22 protein-coding genes are annotated in these 24,871 nt (G+C 43.2%); 12 read left to right on the forward strand and 10 right to left on the reverse strand.

From position 1 onward, the window contains the following. Window positions 1–281: 281 nt before the first annotated feature. From A8O23_RS11740 to A8O23_RS11765, 6 genes are all read left to right on the forward strand, one after another. Window positions 282–1,058: a T9SS type A sorting domain-containing protein gene (locus A8O23_RS11740; RefSeq protein ID WP_161486729.1), complete on the forward strand. Its 777-nt coding sequence runs from the start codon at window positions 282–284 to the stop codon at window positions 1,056–1,058. 108 nt (window positions 1,059–1,166) lie between these two features. Then, window positions 1,167–1,670 (forward strand): hypothetical protein, encoded by a 504-nt coding sequence (locus A8O23_RS11745; protein WP_066621410.1) that lies wholly within the window; start codon window positions 1,167–1,169, stop codon window positions 1,668–1,670. Window positions 1,671–1,706: 36 nt separating this feature from the next. Further along, the gene (locus tag A8O23_RS11750) at window positions 1,707–2,309 is read left to right on the forward strand and encodes a hypothetical protein (protein ID WP_153042173.1); all 603 of its coding nucleotides are present in this window, start codon (window positions 1,707–1,709) and stop codon (window positions 2,307–2,309) included. An 84-nt stretch (window positions 2,310–2,393) separates the two neighbouring features. Next, on the forward strand, window positions 2,394–3,248 hold the full coding sequence (locus A8O23_RS11755) for a tetratricopeptide repeat protein (protein ID WP_066621414.1): 855 nt from the start codon (window positions 2,394–2,396) through the stop codon (window positions 3,246–3,248). A gap of 75 nt (window positions 3,249–3,323) precedes the next feature. Next, complete coding sequence (locus tag A8O23_RS11760; protein WP_153042174.1) at window positions 3,324–3,821, forward strand: hypothetical protein; 498 nt, start codon at window positions 3,324–3,326, stop codon at window positions 3,819–3,821. A gap of 396 nt (window positions 3,822–4,217) precedes the next feature. After that, entirely contained in the window at window positions 4,218–4,955 is a 738-nt protein-coding gene (locus tag A8O23_RS11765; protein WP_066621418.1) for an oxygen-binding di-iron domain-containing protein, read from the forward strand. A gap of 97 nt (window positions 4,956–5,052) precedes the next feature. Here the strand turns inward: A8O23_RS11765 and hemA are convergent, their stop codons facing one another. The 5 genes from hemA to A8O23_RS11790 all read right to left on the reverse strand — a co-directional run bounded on the left by hemA (window position 5,053) and on the right by A8O23_RS11790 (window position 11,027). Next, the gene (gene hemA / locus A8O23_RS11770; RefSeq protein WP_317039544.1) at window positions 5,053–6,336 is read right to left on the reverse strand and encodes a glutamyl-tRNA reductase; all 1,284 of its coding nucleotides are present in this window, start codon (window positions 6,334–6,336) and stop codon (window positions 5,053–5,055) included. A 291-nt stretch (window positions 6,337–6,627) separates the two neighbouring features. Continuing rightward, window positions 6,628–7,689: a response regulator gene (locus A8O23_RS11775; protein WP_066621420.1), complete on the reverse strand. Its 1,062-nt coding sequence runs from the start codon at window positions 7,687–7,689 to the stop codon at window positions 6,628–6,630. Then, complete coding sequence (locus tag A8O23_RS11780; RefSeq protein ID WP_066621422.1) at window positions 7,686–8,918, reverse strand: hybrid sensor histidine kinase/response regulator; 1,233 nt, start codon at window positions 8,916–8,918, stop codon at window positions 7,686–7,688. The genes A8O23_RS11775 and A8O23_RS11780 overlap by 4 nt, the downstream gene beginning before the upstream one ends. 59 nt (window positions 8,919–8,977) lie before the next feature. Continuing rightward, entirely contained in the window at window positions 8,978–9,454 is a 477-nt protein-coding gene (locus A8O23_RS11785) for a response regulator (protein ID WP_066621433.1), read from the reverse strand. A 16-nt stretch (window positions 9,455–9,470) separates the two neighbouring features. Continuing rightward, window positions 9,471–11,027, reverse strand: coding sequence for a sensor histidine kinase (locus A8O23_RS11790; protein ID WP_066621435.1), 1,557 nt, complete (start codon window positions 11,025–11,027; stop codon window positions 9,471–9,473). A 335-nt stretch (window positions 11,028–11,362) separates the two neighbouring features. On the opposite strand from A8O23_RS11790, the gene A8O23_RS21985 reads away from it, so the two are divergent. Continuing rightward, window positions 11,363–11,491: a hypothetical protein gene (locus A8O23_RS21985; RefSeq protein WP_262506445.1), complete on the forward strand. Its 129-nt coding sequence runs from the start codon at window positions 11,363–11,365 to the stop codon at window positions 11,489–11,491. Window positions 11,492–11,505: 14 nt separating this feature from the next. Then, on the forward strand, window positions 11,506–12,684 hold the full coding sequence (locus A8O23_RS11795; RefSeq protein WP_066621437.1) for a L,D-transpeptidase family protein: 1,179 nt from the start codon (window positions 11,506–11,508) through the stop codon (window positions 12,682–12,684). Window positions 12,685–12,896: 212 nt separating this feature from the next. On the opposite strand, the gene A8O23_RS11800 is transcribed toward A8O23_RS11795, so the two are convergent. Next, entirely contained in the window at window positions 12,897–13,784 is an 888-nt protein-coding gene (locus A8O23_RS11800; RefSeq protein WP_066621439.1) for a DUF3078 domain-containing protein, read from the reverse strand. A 255-nt stretch (window positions 13,785–14,039) separates the two neighbouring features. Beyond that, a complete protein-coding gene (locus tag A8O23_RS11805) occupies window positions 14,040–14,822 on the reverse strand; it encodes an MBL fold metallo-hydrolase (protein WP_066621441.1) in 783 nt (260 codons plus the stop codon). A gap of 483 nt (window positions 14,823–15,305) precedes the next feature. On the opposite strand from A8O23_RS11805, the gene A8O23_RS11810 reads away from it, so the two are divergent. The 4 genes from A8O23_RS11810 (at window position 15,306) to A8O23_RS11825 (ending at window position 20,196) form a co-directional block, all read left to right on the forward strand. Beyond that, the gene (locus tag A8O23_RS11810) at window positions 15,306–16,787 is read left to right on the forward strand and encodes a xylulokinase (RefSeq protein ID WP_066621444.1); all 1,482 of its coding nucleotides are present in this window, start codon (window positions 15,306–15,308) and stop codon (window positions 16,785–16,787) included. A gap of 31 nt (window positions 16,788–16,818) precedes the next feature. Then, window positions 16,819–18,150, forward strand: coding sequence for a xylose isomerase (gene xylA, locus A8O23_RS11815; protein WP_066621446.1), 1,332 nt, complete (start codon window positions 16,819–16,821; stop codon window positions 18,148–18,150). Between the two features lie 35 nt (window positions 18,151–18,185). Continuing rightward, a complete protein-coding gene (xylE, locus tag A8O23_RS11820) occupies window positions 18,186–19,637 on the forward strand; it encodes a D-xylose transporter XylE (RefSeq protein ID WP_066621447.1) in 1,452 nt (483 codons plus the stop codon). A 244-nt stretch (window positions 19,638–19,881) separates the two neighbouring features. Further along, a complete protein-coding gene (locus A8O23_RS11825) occupies window positions 19,882–20,196 on the forward strand; it encodes a hypothetical protein (protein WP_066621448.1) in 315 nt (104 codons plus the stop codon). A 130-nt stretch (window positions 20,197–20,326) separates the two neighbouring features. On the opposite strand, the gene A8O23_RS11830 is transcribed toward A8O23_RS11825, so the two are convergent. Genes A8O23_RS11830 through A8O23_RS11840 form a run of 3 tightly spaced genes read right to left on the reverse strand, consistent with a single transcriptional unit; the run spans window position 20,327 to window position 24,870 of the window. Beyond that, window positions 20,327–21,880 (reverse strand): IPT/TIG domain-containing protein, encoded by a 1,554-nt coding sequence (locus A8O23_RS11830; protein WP_066621449.1) that lies wholly within the window; start codon window positions 21,878–21,880, stop codon window positions 20,327–20,329. A 32-nt stretch (window positions 21,881–21,912) separates the two neighbouring features. Beyond that, entirely contained in the window at window positions 21,913–23,076 is a 1,164-nt protein-coding gene (locus A8O23_RS11835; RefSeq protein WP_153042175.1) for a glycan-binding surface protein, read from the reverse strand. Between the two features lie 51 nt (window positions 23,077–23,127). Then, on the reverse strand, window positions 23,128–24,870 hold the full coding sequence (locus tag A8O23_RS11840) for a RagB/SusD family nutrient uptake outer membrane protein (RefSeq protein WP_066621453.1): 1,743 nt from the start codon (window positions 24,868–24,870) through the stop codon (window positions 23,128–23,130). Window position 24,871: the final 1 nt, after the last annotated feature.

Below are 24,871 nucleotides of genomic sequence, written 5' to 3' on the forward strand. Positions count from 1 at the left end.
CATGTTAGACAGGCTTACAACCGCCTCATTGTATAAATAATCTTGTTCCTCCCTTTCTTCTCTTTTGGTACAAGTTAAATGGTTTTTGCAAACATAGGATTGTATAAAAATCATGCTTCGGCCGACGGCCTAGCACGTCTTTTACCCTAGTCCGTTAGAGCTAATTACATAAATTGATTATGTATATTTTAAAACTTTAATATAAAATGAATATGAGGAAAAACTTACTAATTTTTATTATCACAATGGCTACACTCCCTTGTTACTCACAGAACTTAATAATGAGGATTATAGTCGAGGATGCTATAGGCCAAAAAGACTCTGTTTCATTAGGTATCCATGACCAGTCTACCCTAGGGATGAATTCAGAATTAGGGGAATCAAATATATTTGGAGAGCCCTTTGATGATTTAGATATTAGAGTTATTCAGAGGGAAAGAACTTCCATGAGTTGCGTGAACAAAGGTATTTTCGGTTCAAATGGGGAAATAACTGGAGAATGGTTTCCTACTAACACAGACTCCAAAATTGATTTAAGGCCTTTTGTGTCTTTCGATTCATTTTCGGGATTTTTTGAGATTATCATAAAAGCTAAAAATTACCCTCTAACTGTAAGCGGGTATTACTCGGAAATGAATAACGGCCACTTAGCTAGTTATTCATCAGTTTACCTTATGTCATCAGATTGCGGCAATTATGGTTCGAACGGATTAAGGTATGATTCTAAAAAAAGTGTACTTTTTACCTTGCCTGATAACAGCCGACCAACCTTGGTAGCTCATTTCACGCACGAGGTGGGCATCAAGGAATCAAAAGAAGAAAGTGCAGCAATTTCTTTATACCCCAATCCTACAACAGGGAGGTTGAAAATTATTTCTAACATCGGTAAATTAAAGAAACCCTCCTTAACAATTTTTGACATGCTAGGCAGGCAGGTGCTTACAGGAGTTATTGAATCAAACAACGATGTAGACTTAAGCCAGCTTTTACCAGGTAACTACCTAATTGAGATAACAGAAGGCAGAAATGTCATAAGGAGACGTTTCGTCAAAATTTAATAGAGCATCAATGCCTACAAGAAAAACTAAGCTCTAACAAGGTGTAAACATCATGCTACGGCCGACGGCCTAGCACGTTGTTTATACGAGGCCGTTGTGGCAATTTATATGCCCTACAAATCACAAATTTTTACCCCAATTATTACTGGTATTTTGTTAGGCTTGCTTGTTGGAACGACTTCAGTTTTTGAGATATTCTTCTTGATTATCATAACAGGATTTGTAGTAGTTGGCCGTTATCTTATCGTACTAGCCGATAAGGGCTCTGAAAACATAAAATCAGATGAGCGTCTTCTGAAGTTGTTAAGAATGACCTCTCGTGGATTAGTTTGCGCAGTAATCACTTCAATTGCAGCTATTAACTTTTTCACTCACCAGAGACAGTTACAAGCAGAGAGGATAGTGCCTATTTTTGAGGAATATTATGAATTAAACTCCAAATACCCACAGAGCATCAGCGACTTGCGGGACATTGACAAAAGTACAGAGAAGAATTTGTATTATAGAACCGACTCTACACGCCAAAGCTTCTACCTATCCTATTTGGTTAATGGAGTATACTCCAAAAGCTACAGAAGTGAAGAAAAATCTTGGATTTTAAATGTAGACTAAAGAAAAACAGCAACTAACAACAGCTAAACGCCAACCTTGGCCTACGGCCATGCACTTCTTTTAAACGGGGCAATTGACAGCAATTCAAATAATCATATTTTGAGAAAATTAATTCTACTATTAATAGTCATTTCTGTTTCTTGTACGGCTGGAAGAGAGCATATTATGTCTTTTAGAAATTACGGATACTCAGGAGAGAGACTGTTCCCTGTTCAAAGTAGTGATGCAGACAACATTGTCCGGATATGGATAAACAATGGCACTTCAATAGATAGAGTAATTACCGTGTCCATAGACAGCATGTTTAATGAGCAAGCAGAACTAATAGAAATCGGACTCTCAAACAACAGGAAAAGAAAATTTCTGACTCAGATAAAACTTGAACCCAAGAGCGGTACTACTAATTTTCTAAAGCCCTTAGATTCTTTAGATATTTTAGAATACGAATCTCAGGAAGGATTTTCTCCCGCTTTACACCAACCTTTCTCCTTATATGTCATAGAGCAAAAAAAGGATGGGAAATATAATCAGTTCACTTTTAGAACCCATTTTCCGAATGACAATGAAGAGGAGACCAGATTTACAGCTTTAGAAAAATTTATAATGGACGAATTCCAGTGGGAATTCAAAATAAAATAACTAATGCCAATACTGTAAAGGTATCATGCTACGGCCGACGGCCTTGCTCCTTTTAAACTAACCGTTGTGCAAAATTATAAAAATATGAGATTAGCAATTTTATTGATTATACTCACCACCACCTTTTGTTTAGGCCAAAGTGACAAAGCTGGTTTAACATTCAAAACGAAATATTACGAAGCTGTGGATAAATGGATTGCCTTCCCAAAAAAGGAAGGTGATTCGACATATACATTCGGGTTTATTTACTTGGATGACCAGGCTGGTTTCACATTTGATTATGCTTCTAAATTTATTGTAGGAGAAAAAGGACTAAAAGCTCTTCCAAGGGAGTTTCAAGAGTCGTTAAAGTCTCGGTTAGCACCTAATACGGCGAATGTTGCTGTATTGTCAAGCAAGCAAATCGGTGAACTAGGGTTGCCGAACCAACCTGAGTGGTTATCTAACTATAAAATTGGCTCTGAAACGGTGCCTTATCTTAAAAACATTGGATTCCACTACAATCATGTAGGAGCTAGCCATTTAGCTTTAGCACCTCTAACTCAGGCTTATCAAACCGATCCACACTACGATGGACTTGAATTTGAGCTAGCATACGCCTACAATGCTTTAAAAATGTTCGATAAGGCCATATCAGTTTTAAAAAAAGCAATTGCTAACAATCCTGAAAATTCATTCTTCTATCGTGAACTTGGATATGCTTACAGATATTCCAACCAAATGGACAGTGCTGAAAATGCATATATGAAAGGGATAGAAATCTCTAAGGATGATTTTCAGAAAAGTGAAATGGCAGTAAATATGGCTCAGGCTTATTATCTGGTAAGAAATAAGGAGAAATTTAACAAGTGGGCAAAGCTAACCAGGAAGCACGCTGAAAAAGGCTCACGATATGCTCAGTTCATTGATATTTTCGAACAAAAGTGGCATGAAAAATAACTTTGCACAACAATGCGCTAACTCCAGAATCGGCCGACGACCTCCGTCGCTGTGTACACTAACCGGTGATATAAAATGCATAAAAGACTAGTTTCCAATTCCAGAATATACCGGTTCTTTATCATTCCATGGGTGGTGATGTTATGTTATATAAACTTACCCCTGCTGTTTAATCTAAATAAACCAAAAGATAATGGCTCACTTATTCTTCAACTGGCTGTTTCATTAGTTTTTGCAATAATTGGCTACTTCTTCTTCCGTTTTTTTGATAGAGAAAAGATTATTGCGTACGACAGTGAATACCTTTATATTAAATCTAAAAATATGGATGAGAAGATTCCTCTTATTAATATTCTCTCTATGAAAATGAAACCATTCCATCTTAACAAAATGTACCGGTGGAAATTAGTTTATAAAGAGGGTAATGGATTAGAAAAATCTGTAAGCTTCTTCCCAAGGGCGTTTTATGTTAACTTTCAGGAGTTCAGAGAATTAATTCTTAAGAAGAATGCTACTGCAGATGTGCAAAAACTTTTTTACGGACCTTTCCAAGTAGATAAAGCAACTAACTGAATTCATTATTGCAAAGGTAACTTTAAGACTAATAACCGCTGACAAAGCGCAGTTAATATGCAAGGCTCCTCCTCCACCATCAGCTCCACTTAAAACGTTAGAAAACAATAAACTAACAGGCTTTTTGCTAAGATATTAAAGAAAATTTTATACCTTGATATTACAGCCGTAAATCAACCGCTTCGTGGCATCTTACAGATCAAATAAGACAGAAGAGATCATAAGTAATAGCAAGTAAACTTATAAGAAAGATTTAACCTGTAAGAAAGAGAAAGCCGGCAGGCCTGAACATATTTCAGGGCATGGCTCACCCACTAATACCCCCACGGGTAGTTGAGTATTTCTAGATTTTGTGATTATCAATAAATTAGAATTCCACCTATTTATACAAGAGCTATGTATCAAATTGATGAAATCTCAGCTGACGTGTACCGGATTTCGGTTTATGTACCAGAAATTCAATTACAGTTTAACCATTTTATTATAAAAGACGATGAGCCCCTGTTATACCATGCGGGCATGAAGCAGATGTTTCCTGTCTTACTAAAGGCAGTTGGTTCTTTACTTGATCCGAAACAACTTAGGTGGATTGGCTTTAGCCATTTTGAAGTAGATGAGTGCGGTGCCTTGAATGAGTGGTTACAAATTGCCCCGAACGCTAAGGCTGTATGTAGTGAAGTGGGTGCTTTGGTGAATATGGCTGATTTTGCCATTCGCCCTGCGCTTGCCATGCAAAGTGGCGACGTGTTGAACACTGGCAAACGTCAGTACCGGTTCATAAGAACCCCGCACCTACCCCACGGCTGGGACGCAGGAGTTATGTTTGAGGAAACAGATAAAACTTTGCTTTGTTCTGATCTCTTTCATCAGAATGGTGATGCAACAGCACTTACTGATAAAGACATTTTAGATTCGCACAAGTCTGCGCTTTTAGCATATGAAAGCGGCCCCTTAATGGATTACACCCCCTATTCACACAAAACCAAACAGATGCTTTATGAGCTGGCAGATCTAAAACCCAAAACGCTTGCCACTATGCATGGCTCTTCATTTTTTGGCGACTGCTCTAAAGCTTTGCAAGATTTAGATGAGGTGATGAAGGAAGTATGGGCAAACAACGTAGCCATTGTCTGATCTTTGATTTTAAATCATGAGCGTACTTCTGCTCATACTGTATAAAAACATGCCTGCCTCGCAGCATACCAGAGGCTGATCTGCTGATACTTAAAAACTACGCTACCTCCTGCTCCAGATTAAACAGGGCAGTTAACCCTTCCAACAGAATTTCAGATTCGCCCCGCTGACAAGCTGCTTTCAGTTCCAGTACAGGCAGCTTTACAATCTTGTTCAAAATGTTCTTAGTAACCATTTCCAGCAACTCCTGGTCCTGGATATTCATTTTCTTCAAAGCCCGAGCTACCTCCTGCTGTCTTATCTCCTCTAAACGGTTCTTGAACTGCTGAATAGCCGGGGAAAGAGACATTTCCTGCGCCCAGGTATGAAAATCGGCCGTGGACTCTGCTATGATGTTTTGCACCGCAGGAATAGCGGCTAAACGCTTCTTTAGAGCTTCGGTGGCGCGGTTATGAATGGCGTCAACATTAAATACTTTCACCCCAGCAATAGTGGCTAAATCATCTTGTATGCTGCGGGGCATAGACAGGTCCAGGAAAAACTTTGGTTCACTGGTGGCTGCTGTTTCGGTCAGGTCTTTCTTGGTAATGGTAAAGCAGTCTCCGGGAACAGAAGAAATCACCACGTCGGCTAGCGCAATTTCCTCATTTATGTTTTCCCAATACACCGCCTGCGCATTGGCTTTTTGAGCCAGATCTAAAGCTTTGTGGTGGGTGCGGTTAGCCACAATCACATTCTTTATCTTTGACTTCTGGAAGTTCAGGCATACGTTCGTACCCATTTCGCCCACGCCAATCATCAAAACCCTGGGGTTCTCAATTTCTTTGGTTAGCTCTTCCACCAGTTCAACGGTTGCGTATGCCACCGAGGCGGCGCCGTCTCTGAAAGCTGTTTCATTGGCCACGCGCTTATTCGTGAAGAAAACGGAGTGCAGCAAACGGTGCAGGAAAGGCCCTACGGCTCCGGCATCGGTTGCCCACTGGTACGCGTTCTTCACCTGGTTCAGTATCTGGAAATCTCCCACCACCTGCGACTCCAGCCCAATGGCTACGTTGAACAGGTGCTGCACCGCATTCTGGTGGTTTTGTATGTTCAGGAAATAAGGAGCAATGACACTGGTAGCCAAAAAGCCCTTCTCAATGGCTATCAGTTTAATGATCTCCCGGCTCAAGTCTTCTTCGGCACTGTAGTATACCTCGGTGCGGTTGCAGGTAGACAACACCAGCACCTCCTGGGCGGTTGTAAACTCTCTTATTTTGTCTAATAAATTTTTACAGCCAATCTCATTCAGGGCTACCATTTCTCTTATGGCAATGGGAGCGTTTTTATAAGATAAAGTGAGGGCTTTAAACTGATGCTGCATGGTTGTATTTATTACCATGCAAATTTCTGGCTTTCCAGAGGCCAGAAACATGACCATTGTCATCTTTAAGGGAGATAGTTGTCAATTTAATGAGTAATAAATAATGAACAGTGAGTAGTGAGTAATGAGTAATAAGAACGACCTCCTGTATAAAAAAACAAAGCTGTTTTGCACCTATTTTTCTTAAAACAGTCTCAAAACAGCTTTGATAAATGCTCTCAGAACATTTTACAGCTCCCAGATCATAAAATGTTTAATCATTTCTCTCTGAGCAATAATCATTACTCATTGATCATTAATCATTGCTCATTAATTCCGCATGCGGGCTAGTTTCTCTGAGTTGACGATAGTGATTTTACCGCCGTTGATGTCAATCAATTTCTCGTCTTTGAAATCAGAGAGGGTACGGATAACGGTTTCTTTGGAGGCACCTACAATGTTAGCTAAATCTTCTCGGGAGATGGTAACCTGGAAGTTCTTTCCTTTCTCCTGTTGGTACTGCTTCTCCACCAAAAGCAAGGCTTCGGCCACGCGTTTCCGCACCGAATTGTAGGCCAGTTTGAGCAGGCGCTCTTCCCTATCGGCTAAATCACCAGAAAGTATTTTAATAAACTTGTTGGCTACGTCGCGGTTTTGGTACAGCAGTGAGTGAAATTCTTCTTTGTTAATGATCACTAACTCTGAATCTTCCAGCGCCACCGCAGATTCGCGGTAAGTTTTGTCTTCCAGCAAATCCAGATAACCAATGAACTCTCCTTCTTTGTAGAGGTTGGTAATGTATTCACGACCTTCTTCATTGGTTTTAAAGGCTTTTACTTTGCCTTTGTTCAGGAAAAACAGCGAGTGCGGATATTGACCTTCGGCAAACAGCTGTTGCTTTTTCTTGTACACTGAGATTTTGCGTTCATTTGAAATGAGGCTATCCAGCTCCTCCAACCCTTTGGCTTCCTGCATGAAGTTGTTCAGGCCTTCCGCATTCTTCTGGAAATCGGCGCGAAGGATTTCGTTTTTCTTCAGGCGCATCTCCACGGCATCCAGTAGCTCCAGATCATCAAATGGCTTGATCAGGTAATCGTCGGCGCCCAGGTTCATGCCCTTCCGGAAGTCGTCTTTCTCTGATTTTGCCGTTAAGAAAATGAAAGGAATACCAGAGGTTGCCGGAATTTTACTCAGCATGTGCAGTACGCCATACCCGTCAAGCTGTGGCATCATGATGTCGCAGATAATGAGGTCAGGCTTCTCATTCTTGGCCAGCTCCACCCCTACTTTCCCGTTCTCAGCTTCCAGAATATCATAGTTGGCTAAAGAAAGAATTTCGGCTATGTTCTCTCTTATTTCGTTGTTGTCTTCTATGAGCAGTATCTTTTTCATGCGGTCTGGTGTTTCTGCATTTTAATGATAAACGAGGTACCCTCACTGGCGGCGCTTTCAAATTCCAGAGTGCCGTTTAAGATATCAACGTAGCGCTTTACAATATTGAGGCCGAGGCCAGTTCCCTCATAATTAACGGCATTCCCGGCCCTGAAAAACGGTGAGAACAAGTGAGCCTGATCAGCTTCTGGAATACCAATGCCTTCATCTTTCACCGCTAAAATAACCTGCTGGTCATCGGTTTGGGTGGTAAGATAAATATTTTTACCCTCTGCGGAATATTTGCTAGCGTTGGAGAGCAGGTTGAGCATAATGTTTTTGAGGATGTGCTTGTCTAAAGTCACTGCGCCAGAGTTGCCCTGGTGCTGGTAATGGATCTTTTGCCCTACCCGTATGTAGCCTTGCATTTCATCAACAATCTCCTCCATGAACGGCTGCAGCTCAAAATTAGTGGGCACGTTGTAAATCTTACCTTCCTCTATGCGGCTTAAACTCAGGAAATCGTTCAGAATGCTGGTGAGATTACTTACCGCCGACTTTATGCGAGTAACGTGCTTCTGGCGCTTATCATCGTCTTCGGTACGCTGGTATTTGCTGATGAGCGAAGCCGAGGACAAAACTGTACTCAAAGGAGTGCGGAATTCGTGCGACGCAATGGTCACAAACCTGCTTTTGAGCTCGTTCAGGTCTTTTTCCTTTTGCAAGGCTTTCCGGATTTCCTGCTGCGCCTCAAAAAGGCTTTTGTTTGTTTTCTCCAGCTTCTTGATGGCCTCGGCCAGTTCACGGGTACGGGCGGCTACCCGCTGCTCCAGCTCGGTGTTCAGTTTCTGAATCTCCACCAAGCTTTTAGCGTGCTCAATGCTGTAGCGGATAGATCGCTCCAGATCATACGGATTGATGTTACCTTTCACCAGATAGTCAGAGGCACCCAGCTTCATGGCCTTCTCATCAGTTTCGCGGTCGGTTTGGCCAGTGAGCAGGATAAAAGGTTCGGTAGCGCCGTTTTCCAGCGCTTGGGTTATAAGCTCCAGCCCGTCATGCGCGCCCAGGCGGTAATCCACTAAATAAACATCATGCTGTTTTAGGGCTATTTTTTCCAAAGCAGCCCCAAAAGACGAAGCCCAGTCTAGCTGGTAATTGCGGGCCGGAATTTCAGAAATAATGTCGCGGGTAATGATAAAATCATCTTCATCATCATCCACAAGTAAAATCCTTATTCTGTCAGGCATGGGCAGAAGCGGGTTCTTAGGGATTGAATGCAAAAAATTTAGCGCCAGATGTATGGCTTTTATTTGATGTTGTTGTTGTTGTTGTTGGGCAATTCCACCAGTTCCAGCCAATAATCAGCCAGGGTTCGCATCATTTCAACCAAGGAGGCAAACGTTACCGGTTTTGTGATGAAAGAGCTGACGCCCAAATCATATGTTTTCAGAATGTCTTCCTCTGCCTTTGATGTAGTAAGCACCACCACAGGCAAATGTTTGAGGTTGTCATTCTCTTTGATTTCTTTCAGCGCCTCACGGCCATCTTTTTTGGGCATGTTCAGATCCAGAAGAATAAGGCCAGGCAGCGGGTATTTTTCTTTGTCGGCGAACCTGCCGTTGTGGAGAAGGTAATCCATTAATTCTTCTCCGTTTTCAACGAAATTAACGGTGTTGGGCAGCTTGTTTTCCTCCAGTGCCTCTTTCAACAACATGCGGTCTTCGGCATCGTCATCGGCAATAAGAATAACAATACTCTTATTTATGCTTCTGTTATCGGTCATATTCTATTACTTTCTTCTATTCTTGGGGTTGTTTTACAGCCAGACTCACTATAAAAGTAGTTCCTACTCCGGGCTGACTGCGGGCGGTAATATCACCTCCGTGCCGAATGGCTATTTTACGACAAATGGCCAAACCAATACCTGAACCTACGTATTTCTGGCCTTCCAACCGCTGAAAAATATTGAAAATTCGGTCCAGATACTTTTCGTTGAACCCTATGCCATTGTCTTGAATGAACAATTTAACCATTTCATCGCCGGGGGTAGCGGTCAGGTGCTCCTTTAGCTGTATAAGTTCTGCCGAAATTTTGATAACCGGTTTTTCATCATCTTTTCTGAACTTAATTGCGTTGCTGATCAGGTTCTGGAAAAGCTGGCGAATTTGTGTGGGCTCCGCTTCTATAACGGGCAAAGGCGAGCGGTTGACGGTAGCACCAGTCTGCTCAATGGTTATCTCCAAATCAGAGAGTACCTCTGTTAAAATGGTGTCTAAGCTTACTTTTACAAAAGGCGTTGCCTTAGAGGTGACTCTGGAGAAAGCGAGCAAATCATTGATGAGGTTTTGCATGCGCGAGGCCGCATTGAGCATACGTTCCAGGTAATCTTTGCCCTGCTCGCTCAGGTTGTCCTGTTCCTTGGTGAGCAACCTGTCACCGAAGGCTTGTATTTTACGCAACGGCTCCTGCAAGTCATGTGACGATACATAGGCAAAATCCTGCAGTTCTAAGTTACTGCGCATCAACTCAGCCGCGTACCTACGCAGCTTTTCTTCGTTCAGTTTCTGCTGGGTAATGTCATGAATAAAGCCAGTATACACTTTCCTATCTGCCAGCTGCACTTCACTTATGCTTAAGTAAAACGGAAAAGTAGAGCCGTCTTTACGTAGCCCTGTCACTTCCCGGCCAATACCTATGATCTTTCTGTGGCCTGTCGTCTCATAGTTGTGTATGTACTTGTCGTGGCGGCTTTGGTCAGGCTCCGGCATGAGCATGTTAATGCTTTTACCCAGCAGTTCCTCAGGGTCATACCCGAAAAGCTTGGCCGCAGATGGGTTCACCATCTCCATGATGCCGCGGGTATCTATGGTGATGATGCCATCTACTGCCGCCTGTATGATAGAGGTGATTTTGTTTTCGCTTTCGCGCAGGGCCGCCTCTGCTTTTTTCAGGTTAGAAATGTCGTGCACAATGCCGGTGAAGATCTGCTTGTCATGCAGCCTTACCTCACTGATGCTAAGCAGAAACGGGAACACAGTTCCATCTTTGCGGCGCCCTAATACTTCACGGCCAATACCTATGATTTGACCAATGCCGGTGCGGTGGTAATTTTCAATGTACTGGTCGTGCAGGCTACGATCAGGCTCGGGCATCAGAATCTTGATGTTCTGCCCTATTACCTCTTCCGGCAGATAACCGAAAACTTTGGCGGCAGCCGGATTAACCGTTTCAATTGTTCCCCGTGCATCAATGGTAATTATACCATCAATAGCCGTGTCAATTATTGCCTTAAGACGAGTTTTGTCATCTATGTTCTGATGCTGTGAGAAAGTGGATTCTTCTGGGTGTTCGCTCATGCGCGCTCTGTGATTGCTCAAGTTCCAAAGATAACCTTTCTACGGAACTCAAAGAATGACATATGTCACCTTCTGCATAGCTGGTGCTGTCTAATTCATCGGTGGTGTTTTTAGCCTGTTTTTAGAAAAACGGGTCGAAAGCAGACGCAATTAAGAAGTAATTGCTGTCTTTCTACATGATCATCATCACCCTACAGGTCATTTATTCTCATTTAATTCTTCCTTGACCCTGTCTACTATTGCACTGAAAGTCACGGCCATTATCTACATGCTGCATCAAAATTTAGATTCTTAAACCCTAAAGCACTTTACAGAATTTGAACAATTTCAGGAACATGCTTAAAACAGTCTACCATAGCCCTCTTACCCAAAACGTGGTCATAAATTTAGCCCCCTCCACGCATATTACCGTAAGATTATCATATACTGGTCATAAACCAGCTAACCAGCTGAACGCAGAGTAGAAAAGGAGGGAAAGATGAAGCAGCATTGGAGAGTTCTATTTGCTTTAATTTATATATTATTTTTCTCAGGTGCAGCCAAGGCACAACCTGCTGTTTTCTCGCCTGCAAGGCAGGTAGAGTTGTTACGGCAGGCCCAGCAGCAGTATCAGAATATTGCCCGTTCCGGCAAGTGGAAATCTATTGATCAAAACGTATGTCTGGTGGCTTGCGAGAAAGCCGCAGAGGTGACCGGCCTTAAAAACAATCTTCAGTTAACCGGCGACTTGCCTTCTACCGTTTCAGAGCAGGATTCTTTATTTGATGATGTGCTCAAAGAGGCTGTAAAGAAGTTTCAGCGGCGGCATGGTTTGACTCCAGATGGAGTGGTAGGACCTCAGACCCTTGAAGCCCTAAACGTGCCTCCTGATCAGCGACTGGCACAAATAACCTTGAATCTGCAACGCTGGCAACAGGCGTCAACACAACCCTCTCAGCGTATGGTTTTTGTTAACCTGCCGGACTTTAAACTTTATTTGCTTGACTCAAGTGGCCAATCTATTTGGCAAACTCGTGTTATCATTGGGCGTACTGAAAAACAGCACCAGACCATTCCCATGGACAGCCTTATTACCTATTTGGTTCTCAACCCTACGTGGACGGTACCCCAAAGTATTTTGCGCCGCGAGATCATACCTATGGTGAAAACTGACCCCAATTATTTGAGCCGGAATAATATGGTGGTATATAGGGCGGAGGGCACTAAAAAGCACCAAGTTACTGGCAGTGAATTACTGTCTAACCCAAAAGAAGTGGCACAGGGTAAGTATTGGGTAGTTCAGCAGCCTGGCCCAAAGAACTCTCTGGGTAAAATAAAATTCATGTTTCCGAACCAGCATGACATTTACCTGCATGACACTCCGGAGCGGAGCCTGTTTAACCACCCTGTCAGAGCCTACAGTCACGGCTGTGTGCGGGTAGAAAACCCAGAAATGCTGGGTACTTACCTGCTTCAAAAGGATTGGGCAACGGTGCGCACCACCGCCCCTGAACTACAGCAAAATGCCCCTAATCAAACCATTATTTTACCTACGCCCGTTACGGTGAAGCTGGCTTATTACACCGCTTGGGTAGACCAGACGGGCCAGCTTCAGTTCAGAAATGACATTTACCAACTTGACAAGCTTAGTTCCTTACAGGTTAGTACAAAAAAATAAACTGCCTTCCCTCTGCAAAGGTAGGCAGTGGAGCAAACGGTGGCTCGCTTCATGAGCAGCAGTTGCAATTTTGTGTTTCTGTTTTAGACCTGTTTCTGCAAAAACAAGCCTAAAACAGGAGTAACCTTATTGGTGCTATAGGTAACGGTAAAGCTAAAAAACAGCTAGGAGGTTGCGTTTCTTTAAAACCGATGTTTACAACGCACCTAGTTTTATTGCCCGGTAGAAAAACCCTGCAGCGTATACAAAACGCCTAAGCCCAAAGACTGGCTGTACTGAATGTTTGAATCTTGGTCATAGTCGTAAATGAGGTTGCCCATCAGGTTTACGTTAATGTACTTGTTCACTTTGGCAGCTAAAACTAGGTTCACCCTGTGGTCAACTCTTTTAAAACTTAACTCTTTATAATTGATAAAGGCATTATAGTGCACCTTTAAATCAACATTGGTCATAACCGTTTTCTGGTAATCTGCCTGTATCATGGCCGCCAACCACTCGGTACGAACCTTGTCTCCTTCTGGTACCCCATATCGTTCGTTCACAGCCACGTCTTCATCTAGCAAAAAGGTGAACCTAGGGGCAAAAGGGCTAAGCCGTAGCGAGAAGTTAGGGTTTGGTTTGTACTCGGCTCCTAGCGCAAAAGTCAGAAAAGCGGGTGAAAAGAAATTTGATATTAAACGGTCTGTACCAACGTCATCTACATCGTACTCGTAGCCAGGCGCAAACTGAGACAAGAAATTAGCTGAAACAAAGGTGTTCCAATCGGTTGAAAAACCGTAGCCGTACTTAGAATCCAGGAAAATCCGGTCAATGCTTTTGCGCATCCCCTCCCCTTCGTTTTTCACAATGCCATACTGCAACTGCATGGAATTGTCCCAAGAGACCCGCTCCCATTTATAGTCTGCCCTACTGTTCAGAAAAGCATTTACCGCCACTGAATTTACGCCTCCAGCTTTCCAGTTGTCGCTGAAAGAAGCTTGATTCAAATTCACTCCAGCCGAAAAACTACGTCTCCAGGTTGTATCTGCGGCGGTTTGAGCGTGGGCAAGAATGGTGTTAAAAGAAAGAAAGAGGAATAGCAGCGGTAAAATTTTATGCATGGGGAAAGGGTATTGGTTCAAACTACATATATAATATTTTTCTTTAAAAAACTGTGGTTTTACGTCATAAACCAGCTGTAGTTTGTACCGCAGCGGAAGCCTATTTTATGGCACTATCTGCCTTTCAGGCGTTATGCTAAAGCATATAATCAGGAGCAGAAGGAGAAGGAGAAATTCCCACAGCAACAGCCGTTTTAAGGCTACTTTTCGTAAAACAAGTCTAAAACAGAAAAGCTACTTCTGCGGTAGAAAAGGCTATACCAATTCTTCGGTTAAATTTATCTGATAGACGGGCGTTTCTTCATATCTGGAGGCTACCACTACCTCCGTGCCCTGTGCATGCGCCTGAAACAACTCCTGCACCATTTGGGCATTGTTGTTTTCTTTTGAAAGGTGCGCCAGCAACAGGTGGCTCATAAAAGGGGGCCGGTGGTTTAGAAACACATCTAAGGCTTGTGTATTAGACAAATGACCTTTGCCCCCTCTGATCCTGTTTTTCAGGTAATAAGGGTAGTGCCCATTGGCCAACATCTCCTCATCATAATTAGCTTCCAGAATGGCGGCGTGGCATTGCCCGAAATGATACATTAGCCTTTCGCAGGGCACTCCAATATCAGTGAACACACCCACATTGATGCTATTGCAAGAAACCACAAAACTATGTGGATCTGCGGCATCATGAAATTTTGGGAAAGCAGTAACAGACAAACTGCCTATCTGAACCGGAACATCTGCCTGCAGTGGCATGATCAGATGCAGAGGAAGCTTTAACCTTGAATTTTGCAACGTGCCCTGGCTGATGAACACCGGCAGCTGATACCGCTTGGCCAGTACTTCAACGCCTCTTATATGGTCTGAGTGTTCGTGTGAGACAAAAATTGCCTTTACCCGCCCCATTGACAAACCAAGACGCTGCATTCGCTTTTCAGTTTCCCTACATGAAATGCCCACGTCAATCAGCACTGCCTCCCACTCATTCCCCACGTAATAGCAGTTGCCGTTGCTCCCCGAATTCAGCGATGTTATAAAAACGTCCATACCTTACAAAGGTACCTTTTTGTACCTTCTTATTCAACCGCCAGCCCTGCCTCGGCTCTGCCATTTCACTAATGAATTGTGAAGATCAGCCATTCAAAAATTGGTTACTGTTTTTAGCCTGTTTTTCAGATATCAGCTTCAAAACTGACTTTTAAAACGCTGAGGGAAATTGCAGCCCAATATTTTTCTAGCGTATAAATATTCTTAGCGTTAATGCATTAATAACTTTAGTAAAGATTGGGGTTTTCTGTAGTAGTAATCTGATTTTCACCTACACATCAGGTTTGATTTCATCTAAAGCTTTTATAAATTTAACACTTGCCACCGATTTCAATCTTTGTTTCATAAAAATTATCTCTAATGAAGGATAAAATTTTATGAAATAGTAAATGTTTTTATGACACTTATTTACTATGTTTGTAGAAGCACATGTTGGAAAACCCGCTTTGCTCCTTTGACCATTACTTAAAACATTAACCCTATATGCTTTTATTAGGAATTGACGTTGGTACCAGTTCTATCAAAGCTTCCGTAGTAGATTCTGCAACCCAGAAAACCGTTGCTTCAGCGCAGTATCCTGAAACAGAATCAAAAATAACTTCCCTGCAGCCGGGTTGGGCCGAACAGTCGCCGGAGATATGGTGGGAGCACGTGCAACAGGCAATTTTGAAGGTGAACGCCACCGGTAAATATCAGCCTGAAGACATTGGGGCAATTGGAATTGCTTACCAGATGCATGGCTTGGTGGTAGTAGACAAAGACCAGCAGGTGCTGCGTGATTCTATTATCTGGTGTGACAGCCGCGCGGTACCGTATGGCAACAAAGCCTTTGATGCCATAGGCGCTGAGAAAAGTCTTTCGCACCTATTGAACTCGCCTGGAAACTTTACCGCCGCTAAATTAGCCTGGGTGAAGGATAACGAACCGGAAACCTATCACAAGATACACAAAATCATGCTGCCTGGTGATTTCATCGCCATGAAACTGACCGGAAGCATCACCACAAGCGCCTCTGCCCTTTCTGAAGGCATCTTCTGGGATTTTCAAAATGATGAAGTGTCACAGGATGTTTTGAACTACTTCGGCTTTAGCCTAGATTTAATTCCGGAGGTAAGGCCGTTGTTTTCTTCGCATGGGGAAGTGACCTCTGACGTGGCTCAAAAACTGAACCTGAAGACAGGCATTCCGGTAGCCTATAAATCTGGAGACCAACCTAACAACGCCTTGTCATTGAACGTGCTGAATCCGGGTGAAGTAGCCGCTACCGCTGGAACTTCGGGGGTTATTTACGGTGTGAGCGACCAGTTGGTGTATGACCAACAGTCACGGGTAAATACTTTTGCACATGTGAATTACACGCCAGACGCCAAGCGTGTGGGTGTACTCATGAACATTAACGGTACCGGTATCATGAACAGTTGGGTTAAAGAGAATCTGACCCATAACGTGAGTTATCCGGAGATGAACGAACAGGCTTCTACCGTAGCCGTGGGGAGCAACGGGCTGCGCATCTTCCCTTTTGGAAATGGAGCAGAACGGGTGTTCAACAACAGAATTATTGGAGCACAGTTTCACGGTCTAAACTTCAACCTTCATACCAAGGCCCATATTTTCAGAGCCGTGCAGGAGGGTATTGCCTTTACCTTTAGGTACGGACTAGACATTATGCGTGAGAACGGCATGAACCCACAGGTGATCAGAGCCGGAAAGGCCAATATGTTCCTGAGCGAGCTTTTTGCCGAAGCGTTTGTAAACGCTACCAATGCGCCGGTAGAACTTTACCAAAATGACGGCAGTGTGGGCGCGGCCTTAGGAGCTGGAATTGGGGCAGGCACTTTTGCATCGGCAACTGAAGCCTTTCAGCAGTTTGAGCGCCTGCGCTTGATTGAACCCACTAATGTAAACCAGTATGAAGAGGCGTACCAGGAATGGAAGTCTCTTTTGTCAACTTCACTGAACAACTAACATTTAACACCTTTTATACTTAAACAACACCATGGCAAACGTAACTTTAGGAGACAAAGAATTTTTTAAAGGAATCAATCAAATAAAATTCGAGGGTGCAGAATCTGATAACCCGCTTGCATACCGCTGGTATGATGAAAACCGCGTGGTGGCCGGTAAAACCCTGAAAGAGCATCTTAAATTCGCAGTGGCTTATTGGCACTCTTTCAACGCCAACGGCTCTGACCCTTTTGGCGGCCCTACCCTTTCCTTCCCTTGGGATGAAAGTTCAGATGTGATCACGCGCGCAAAAGCTAAAATGGACGCTGCCTTTGAGTTTATCACTAAAATGGGCCTGCCTTACTACTGCTTCCATGATGTAGACGTGGTAGATTATGGCAACGACATAGCGGAGAACGAGCGTCGTCTGCAAACCATGGTAGAATATGCCCAGCAGAAGCAAGCCGCAAGTGGTGTTAAATTACTTTGGGGTACCGCCAATGTATTCTCGCATAGCCGTTATATGAACGGTGCCTCTACCAATCCAGATTTCCATGTGCTCACCCATGCTGCCGCTCAGGTAAAGGCCGCTTTGGACGCTACCATTGCCTTGAACGGAGAGAACTATGTCTTCTGGGGTGGCCGTGAAGGGTACATGACATTATTGAACACCGACATGAAGCGCGAGCAGGAGCATTTTGCCCGCTTCTTGCACACCGCCAAAGACTATGCCCGCAAGCAAGGCTTTAAGGGCACGTTCTTTATAGAGCCTAAACCCGCTGAGCCTACCAAGCACCAGTATGACTATGACTGCGCTACCGTAATAGGTTTCCTGCGTCAGCATGACCTGTTAGGCGACTTCAAAATCAACATTGAAGTAAACCACGCCACCCTTGCCGGACATACTTTCCAACATGAATTGCAGGTGGCCGCTGATGCAGGGGTGTTAGGTTCTATTGATGCCAACCGCGGTGACTACCAAAACGGCTGGGATACCGACCAGTTCCCGAACAACCTGAACGAGATAACCGAGGCGATGCTTGTGTTCTTAGAGGCCGGAGGATTGCAAGGTGGCGGGGTAAACTTTGACGCCAAAATCAGAAGAAACTCTACTGATATGGAAGACCTTTTCTATGCCCATATTGGTGGTGCTGACACCTTCGCCCGCGCTTTGATTGCCGCTGATAACATTCTACAGAATTCTGATTACCGCAAAATCCGTCAGGAACGTTATGCTACGTTTGATAGCGGCAAAGGTCAGGAGTTTGAGGCTGGTAAGCTAACCTTAGAAAACCTGCGCGACTTTGCCGTTGAAAATGGTGAGCCACAGCCTAAGAGCGGACGCCAAGAATTCTTGGAGAACCTGATCAACCGGTATATCTAGGTTAAAATTATTCATACACCTTATTCCAGTTCATTATGATTCAGAACGAAAAGGTAACGGCAGGTCAGAACATACCTTACATAGCCGGCATTACTTTAATTGCTACTTTGGGTGGTCTACTTTTTGGGTATGACACTGCCGTTATTTCAGGTGCAGAGCAATCGGTACAGAAATATTTGATCACCGGCCAGGGCCTCAGCACTTGGATTCATGGAATAACCATATCCAGTGCCTTAATTGGCTGTATTATTGGTGGTGCCATTTCAGGATTGCTAGCTTCTAGATTAGGGCGTAAAAGGACATTAATCGTAGCAGCTGTACTGTTTTTCTTATCGGCGCTAGGCTCTGGTTATCCGGAGTTCCTGTTCTTTGAAGAAGGAAGACCAACTATGGGTCTACTGTACATGTTCAACTTTTACCGCATTATTGGTGGTATTGGGGTAGGCTTAGCCTCTGCCGTTTGTCCGGTATATATAGGAGAGTTAGCTCCTGCCAACCTGCGTGGCCGCCTGGTTTCTCTAAATCAGTTTGCTATTATCTTCGGTATGCTGGTGGTATACTTCGTTAACTGGGGCATTGCCAGCGGTCAGTCTGTTGATTGGCTGGACCAAGTGGGCTGGAGAAGGATGTTCCTTTCTGAGGCCATCCCGGCGGGTTTATTCGGTATTCTCTTGTTCTTCGTGCCTGAATCTCCTAGATACCTGAGCATGGTGAACAAAGACAAAGAGGCGCTGAAGATTCTTACCAAAGTGAATGGCAGTACTGCCGCTAAACAAATCTTTGCCGACATCAAAAATACCGTTGAGCACCACTCAGGGAAACTATGGTCTTACGGAAAAACAGTGATCATTATTGGTATTCTGTTATCTGTTTTCCAGCAATTTGTGGGCATAAACGTGGCGCTTTACTATGCACCTAGAATATTCCAAAGTATGGGTGCCGGCACTGACGCTTCCATGCTACAAACGGTTGTAATGGGCGTGGTAAATGTTTTCTTTACAGTAGTTGCTATTTTAACCGTTGATAAATGGGGCAGAAAACCTCTGCTCATTGTAGGCTCTATAGGTATGGCCATTGGTATGTTTGCCATCTCAGCGCTTTCTTATTTCGAGATCATAGGAATAAGCACCTTGGTATTTATTATCATTTACACGGCTTCTTTCATGATGTCGTGGGGACCAATCTGCTGGGTTTTAATTTCAGAAATATTCCCTAATAAAATTAGAGGGAAAGCCGTTGCCGTTGCTGTGGCAGCTCAATGGGCAGCCAACTATTTCATCTCGGCCACTTACCCTTCCATGATGGAATTTAGCGGTGCGTTTACGTATGGCTTCTACGGTGTCATGAGTGTTTTGTCTCTCCTTTTCGTCTGGAAAATGGTTCCTGAAACCAAGGGTAAATCACTTGAAGAAATGGAGGCCCTTTGGACTAAAAATACACCAATGGCCTCAGAAGCAGCTTTCAGAAGCAACAAAACAAGAGTTTGATTTTTTTCATGTATTGCGCGGAAAGGCTGCCTAAGATTTAGGCAGCCTTTTTTATTTAAACCCATCCACATCATCCAGCAAATTGGACTCACCCAGTGCCAAACCCTTTTAGACTACACTTTAATCCTCCTCTTAACTTTGTACTTAATGTGGGTGGTACCCTTAAGGAGAGCCTGATAGGGAGCATTATTGAAATTTGATAACTTTCATTAATTGTCACTTCGGGTAAGTAAGAATTTAGGAGATGCTGGCGATGCAGTTTAAAACCTATTTAATACTAAGGCTCTTCTTTAATCCATCTGGTACGGCCTCGTTCTGTATCAGTAAAATCTTAACCCTTTTTGCCTACATCTTCTTAATCTTTGCAGAGAATTCAGCCAATCGTTTTAGGGTTGTTTTTAAGAAAACAGGTATAAAAGAGGATTTTAAATTTCGCCTGATTATCGTCAGCAAGCATAACTTATCATTCATCAATGGTGAAGGTATGTATCAGTACCAATCATTACCCCTACCAGCCTTCAAAGATGCTCTGCAGAAACATAACCTTTATGAAAGGTAGATCTGTTACCTACCACAGTTGGGCTTAGTAGAAAGGCGCGTTGTAAATTGTATTCCTGGAACGTCTACCTAACGGCATAAAAAAAGGAAGAGCAAAATGCCCTTCCTCTTTTTATGCGTTAGGTATCTAATTAACGAAGTTCTATATCATCTACATAGACTGTGTTTGGATTAGTACCATAGTTTTTAAGTCTAAAATCATTGATACCAGCAGATAAATCCCCAAAAGTACTGATTGGAATTTCAATTTTCTTCCACTCCCCTTGCTTCACCATGAAGGTACCGTCAGGGGTATCTTTTCCATCTTTCAATTGAAGGGCAACAGACATTTGGTAATCACCAGTAACACCATAAACATAAAGAACAAGAGTGGTATACCCTTCCATAACTTTAGCATTAGTGGGGTGCAACTGCAGAGCACCGTAGCTATCATTATAACTTAATTTTATAGCTCTAGAGCCTCTTGAAACCTGCTCTGTACTTGCCATATCCTGAACGGTTGTTCCCCAGCCATTCCACTTCTGCCACTCAGAATGAAGGGCGTCATTGAAGATGAAATATGGAGGACGTTCAATATTGATATTCAATGTCTTTCCAGTGGCAACTGAATAGTCACGGGTTGTAATGAATGTAACAGCACCATTCACAACATCTGCGGTGGGCATTGTCAATTCAATTTGAGTAGGGGTCTTAGAAATAAAAGTAGAAACAGAAGCGCCGCCTGCAAAATTAACAGTTTTCACCAAGTCAAGGTTTGTGCCTGTAATGGTGAGTTTACCTCCCGGATCTACCGGATTTGGAGCCATATTGGTAATGGCAGGCAAAATAACCGTTATGGTTTGGGTAGTAGTTACTTCTTCACCAGACATAGCCACTAATTTAAGTGTACCGGTTGAAGCATTATTAGGCACTGTTACTACTAGTTGCGTAGCCGATTGATTTACAAAAGTGGATACTCTTGCTGAGCCAACACCTGTGAAGACAACCTCCTTTACAAGGTCAAGATCTGTACCTGTAATGGTAAGGTTTTCACCGTGTTTTAAAGAAGTTGGGTTGATGCCAGTAGCGTTAGGTAAAGTAACCTGCAGTTCCTGTTCCGTTTCAATACTCATTGGTTCAGTACCACCTGTAAAAAAAGTTAAAGTCCCTGTTTTGGCTTCCATTGGTACGGTAAGTACCAGTTCAGTCATTGATCTGCTAACAAAAGTTTTCACGTGAGGCACAAGCGAACCAAATTGAACACTGTCCACCCAATTCAGGTAATTACCGGTAATGGTAATGTTTGTACCTGGCTTTGCACTTTCAGTAAAAGAATTGATGACTACTGGAACCTCAAAACTTAAAACAGTTTTAGAAACCACGTCCTCACCACCGGCAATTTTCAACGTTACTCTACCTTCTTCCGTCTCTTGAGGAACAATCAGTTCTATCAATTCAGAAGTATGAGCTGTGAACTGTGTCTTTGCCACAGTGGCGCCCTGAAATTCAATGGATTCAACTATATTCAGGTTTCGCCCTATGAACTTTATCTGTTCTCCGTGTTTAACCCCGGTAGGCCCAAAACTCAACAGTTCCACCTGCCCAGAGTTTATTTCACCTTCATCATCAGAACAAGATGTGAAGAACCCAAAACTCACCAGCAAACATACCAGCAGTATTGCTCTTAAATTATATATGTGTTTCATCTTTCGTTTAATTGAGGAGGTTCTTAAGGAAGTTAATTTGGTACTACCCGTAAATTATCCATCGCGAATTTTGCCTTTGTACCAGGGCCTACAAAATGAAGAGAAACGGCGTAACCATTAGGGTTATAGGTAAAATTGTTTCCTCCTTTATTGTTAGCCTCATAGAATTCCTTAAAAGGAATACTTACTGTCTGCCATTTATTCTGAGTATCAATATTTGCCTGCCAGTTATAAAAAGCATTACCTCTATCACCAGGACTACCAGTTCCCATGAAAAACTGTATTCCGTTATAAACCAATGGAGTTACAGTGTTCATTTCGAATTTAAGGGTGTATTTTCCAGGGTTTGCAAAAGCATCTTCCGGAATGTTTTTAGTTTTCCCTTTTATTGTTCCATCACCAACAAAAGCTTCAAACCATCCACCTGTGTCGTCTTTATCAATGCGTAGAAATTTGCCGCTGATAGGTTGAATCGCATCCGTACCGCTAGAAATATAGCTTGGTCCGTGCCACCAGCCAGAAAAGTCAGTATCCTCAAAATCAGCAATGATGTTACGATTATCACGGAACCAGAAATCTGATTCTGTTTCCCCGAAATTACTCTTGATGGTCAGTGGACCTGGTTGAGCGCCCTCAGGCACCCTTACCTCTATTACATTCGGCAATAACTCAACCACTTCTCCTTCTACTTGGGTACCATTTTCCCCGGTAAAGAAAACCTGAACCGGATCATAGAAGTAGTTGCCTCTGATTGTGGCAATTTCACCGGCATTCACAAACTCACTTTCCATATAAGTTGGTCTTGGCTCGCTGATATCAACCGTAAAGTCATGCTCTATTTGCTGACCGTTAGCAAATACAATTCTCATCTTATTTGTGATATCAGTTGGAATGTCTGATGGTACACGGGTAATGATGGAAGTACTTGTAATAAAAGTAGACTGAAGTACTGCCTGTTTGTCATTAATCCATAATTCACGGGCATTTTGCAGGTTCTGACCTATTATGGCAATCATTTGTCCCTGACCCGCTTTTACAATAAGAGAATCTGATGCTGCCGGACGGGTTACCCGGACATAGCTAATCATAGGGGTACCGCCGCTCGAAAGATCATCATCTTCCGAACAGCTTATAAACATTCCACTCATCACAAACGCGACGAACAGGAACATCAAGGATTTTAAACTATGTTTCATATAAATATCTTTTTATGAACTAAATAAATGATGTTTTAACCTTCTGCTGTGTTAGTCAAAAACATACTCAACAGGTGGTTGGCTTAAACTTGGCGACTGGCTAAGCTCCACGGTAGGCAAAGGCATAAAGAAATTACCAGGGCCAACATTTGGAGTCCGTTCAGTTACCCAATCAGTTTTAGTGAATGTCCAGCCGGTTGGGTTAGGGAAACGATCTGGTGCAGCCAGAAACAATGCTCTGTCTTGGTTGTTGATGATGTTGTAAGCTTTCTGTGGGTTGTAATAGTGAATTCTAACTAACGCATACCAGGTTAAATTCTCCATGGCAAACTCCTTCACCCATTCTTCAAACACCTGGTCTTCATATACCTCTTCTTCTCCAACCTCAGGGTACCTGCTACTCATTTTAATTGGCCCCTCTACAGTTTGTAAACCAGCGCGGGTACGAATGGCATTAAAATATTGAACTGCCTGCGGATCAGAGGTTGATTCAGCGTTTCCAACAGCAGCGTCAACATACGTTAAATACATTTCTGCCAATCTCATCATATAGGTGTTGTGCGGATACCTTTGTTGAGCAGCTTGTCCACCCAAGTCCAGATCATTACCAACTACATACTTTTTGATAACAGCGTAGTTGTTGGTGGCTCCTGCACCAGGGGCAGGCCATGTTAGTTTCTGGTTTGTTAATTTATTTGTGATTTCAGGATAGTGGAAACCTGGAAGCATCCAGGTAGCTTTTAACCTTTGGTCCATGGTGGAGCCTTTGATTTGTCCATCATTAGCCGGATCAGTGTCATCTTGGTTTGTGATCAAGCCCTCATACAAGCTCATCATCCACCAGGTAGCACTATAGTTACCACCCCAGCCATCATTATTCACCGCTATTTCACCCATAGGGTAAATTTGGGAGGCCATGGTATTAGCCGCTTGATAGTTGTCTCCAAATACCCATTGGTTTTCAAATAATGACTCAGCGTTATTATCGTAAGGATATTTGAAGAGATTCTCGTATGGTCTGATCAAAGACTTTCCGCTCATGGTGATTACCCGATGGGCATACTCTTTTGCCTTATCTAAGAACTCCTGGTTACGTTGTCCGCCTGAGCCGCTCACACCTGCCCGGGTAAGGTAAGTACGAGCCAACATACCTTCTGCCGACCATCTGGTAACTCTGCCGGGTTGCGTAGAAGTAAGAGGTAGATTTTCTGCGGCAAACAAATAGTCGCGGGTAATAAACTCCCAAATACTCGGCACGGTATTCCGCACCTTTTCTGCATTGTTTAAATCCGCAACGTTGTCAGTAATGATAGGAACTTCACCAAAAGTAGTGACCAAAATGCTGTAGGCAGTTGCACGCATAAAACGCGCTTCCCCTATTGCCTGATTTTTAGCTGCTTGACTTACTTCTGGGCCAGCTAACTTATTAATGTTATAGATAGCCATGTTTGACTGTGCAATAACATTATAGCAAGCTTGGTATGCCCACAAAGTTGATCTGGAAACACCGGTTGCTCTAAAGAGCACATTGTCTCTCCGCTCTGCCGGGGCTTCCCAAGGATAGAACAAGGTTCCTCCCCGAATATCTCCTATGAAATAAGAGGCTTGATCATGGTAATCTTTCCAAGCCACATTATAAAGTGGGGCAGTCGCCGCCAACACCTGAGCATCGGTTTTGAAAAATGCACCGTCAGTAAGAGTATCTAATGGTGGCCTCTCTAAGAAATCTTCTTTACAGCCAGAGAACATAGCCAGGGTGGCAAGAGCCCCGACTAAAATATATCTTTTATTCATA

Source organism: Rufibacter roseus (genome assembly GCF_001647285.1).
Classification (GTDB): domain Bacteria; phylum Bacteroidota; class Bacteroidia; order Cytophagales; family Hymenobacteraceae; genus Nibribacter; species Nibribacter roseus.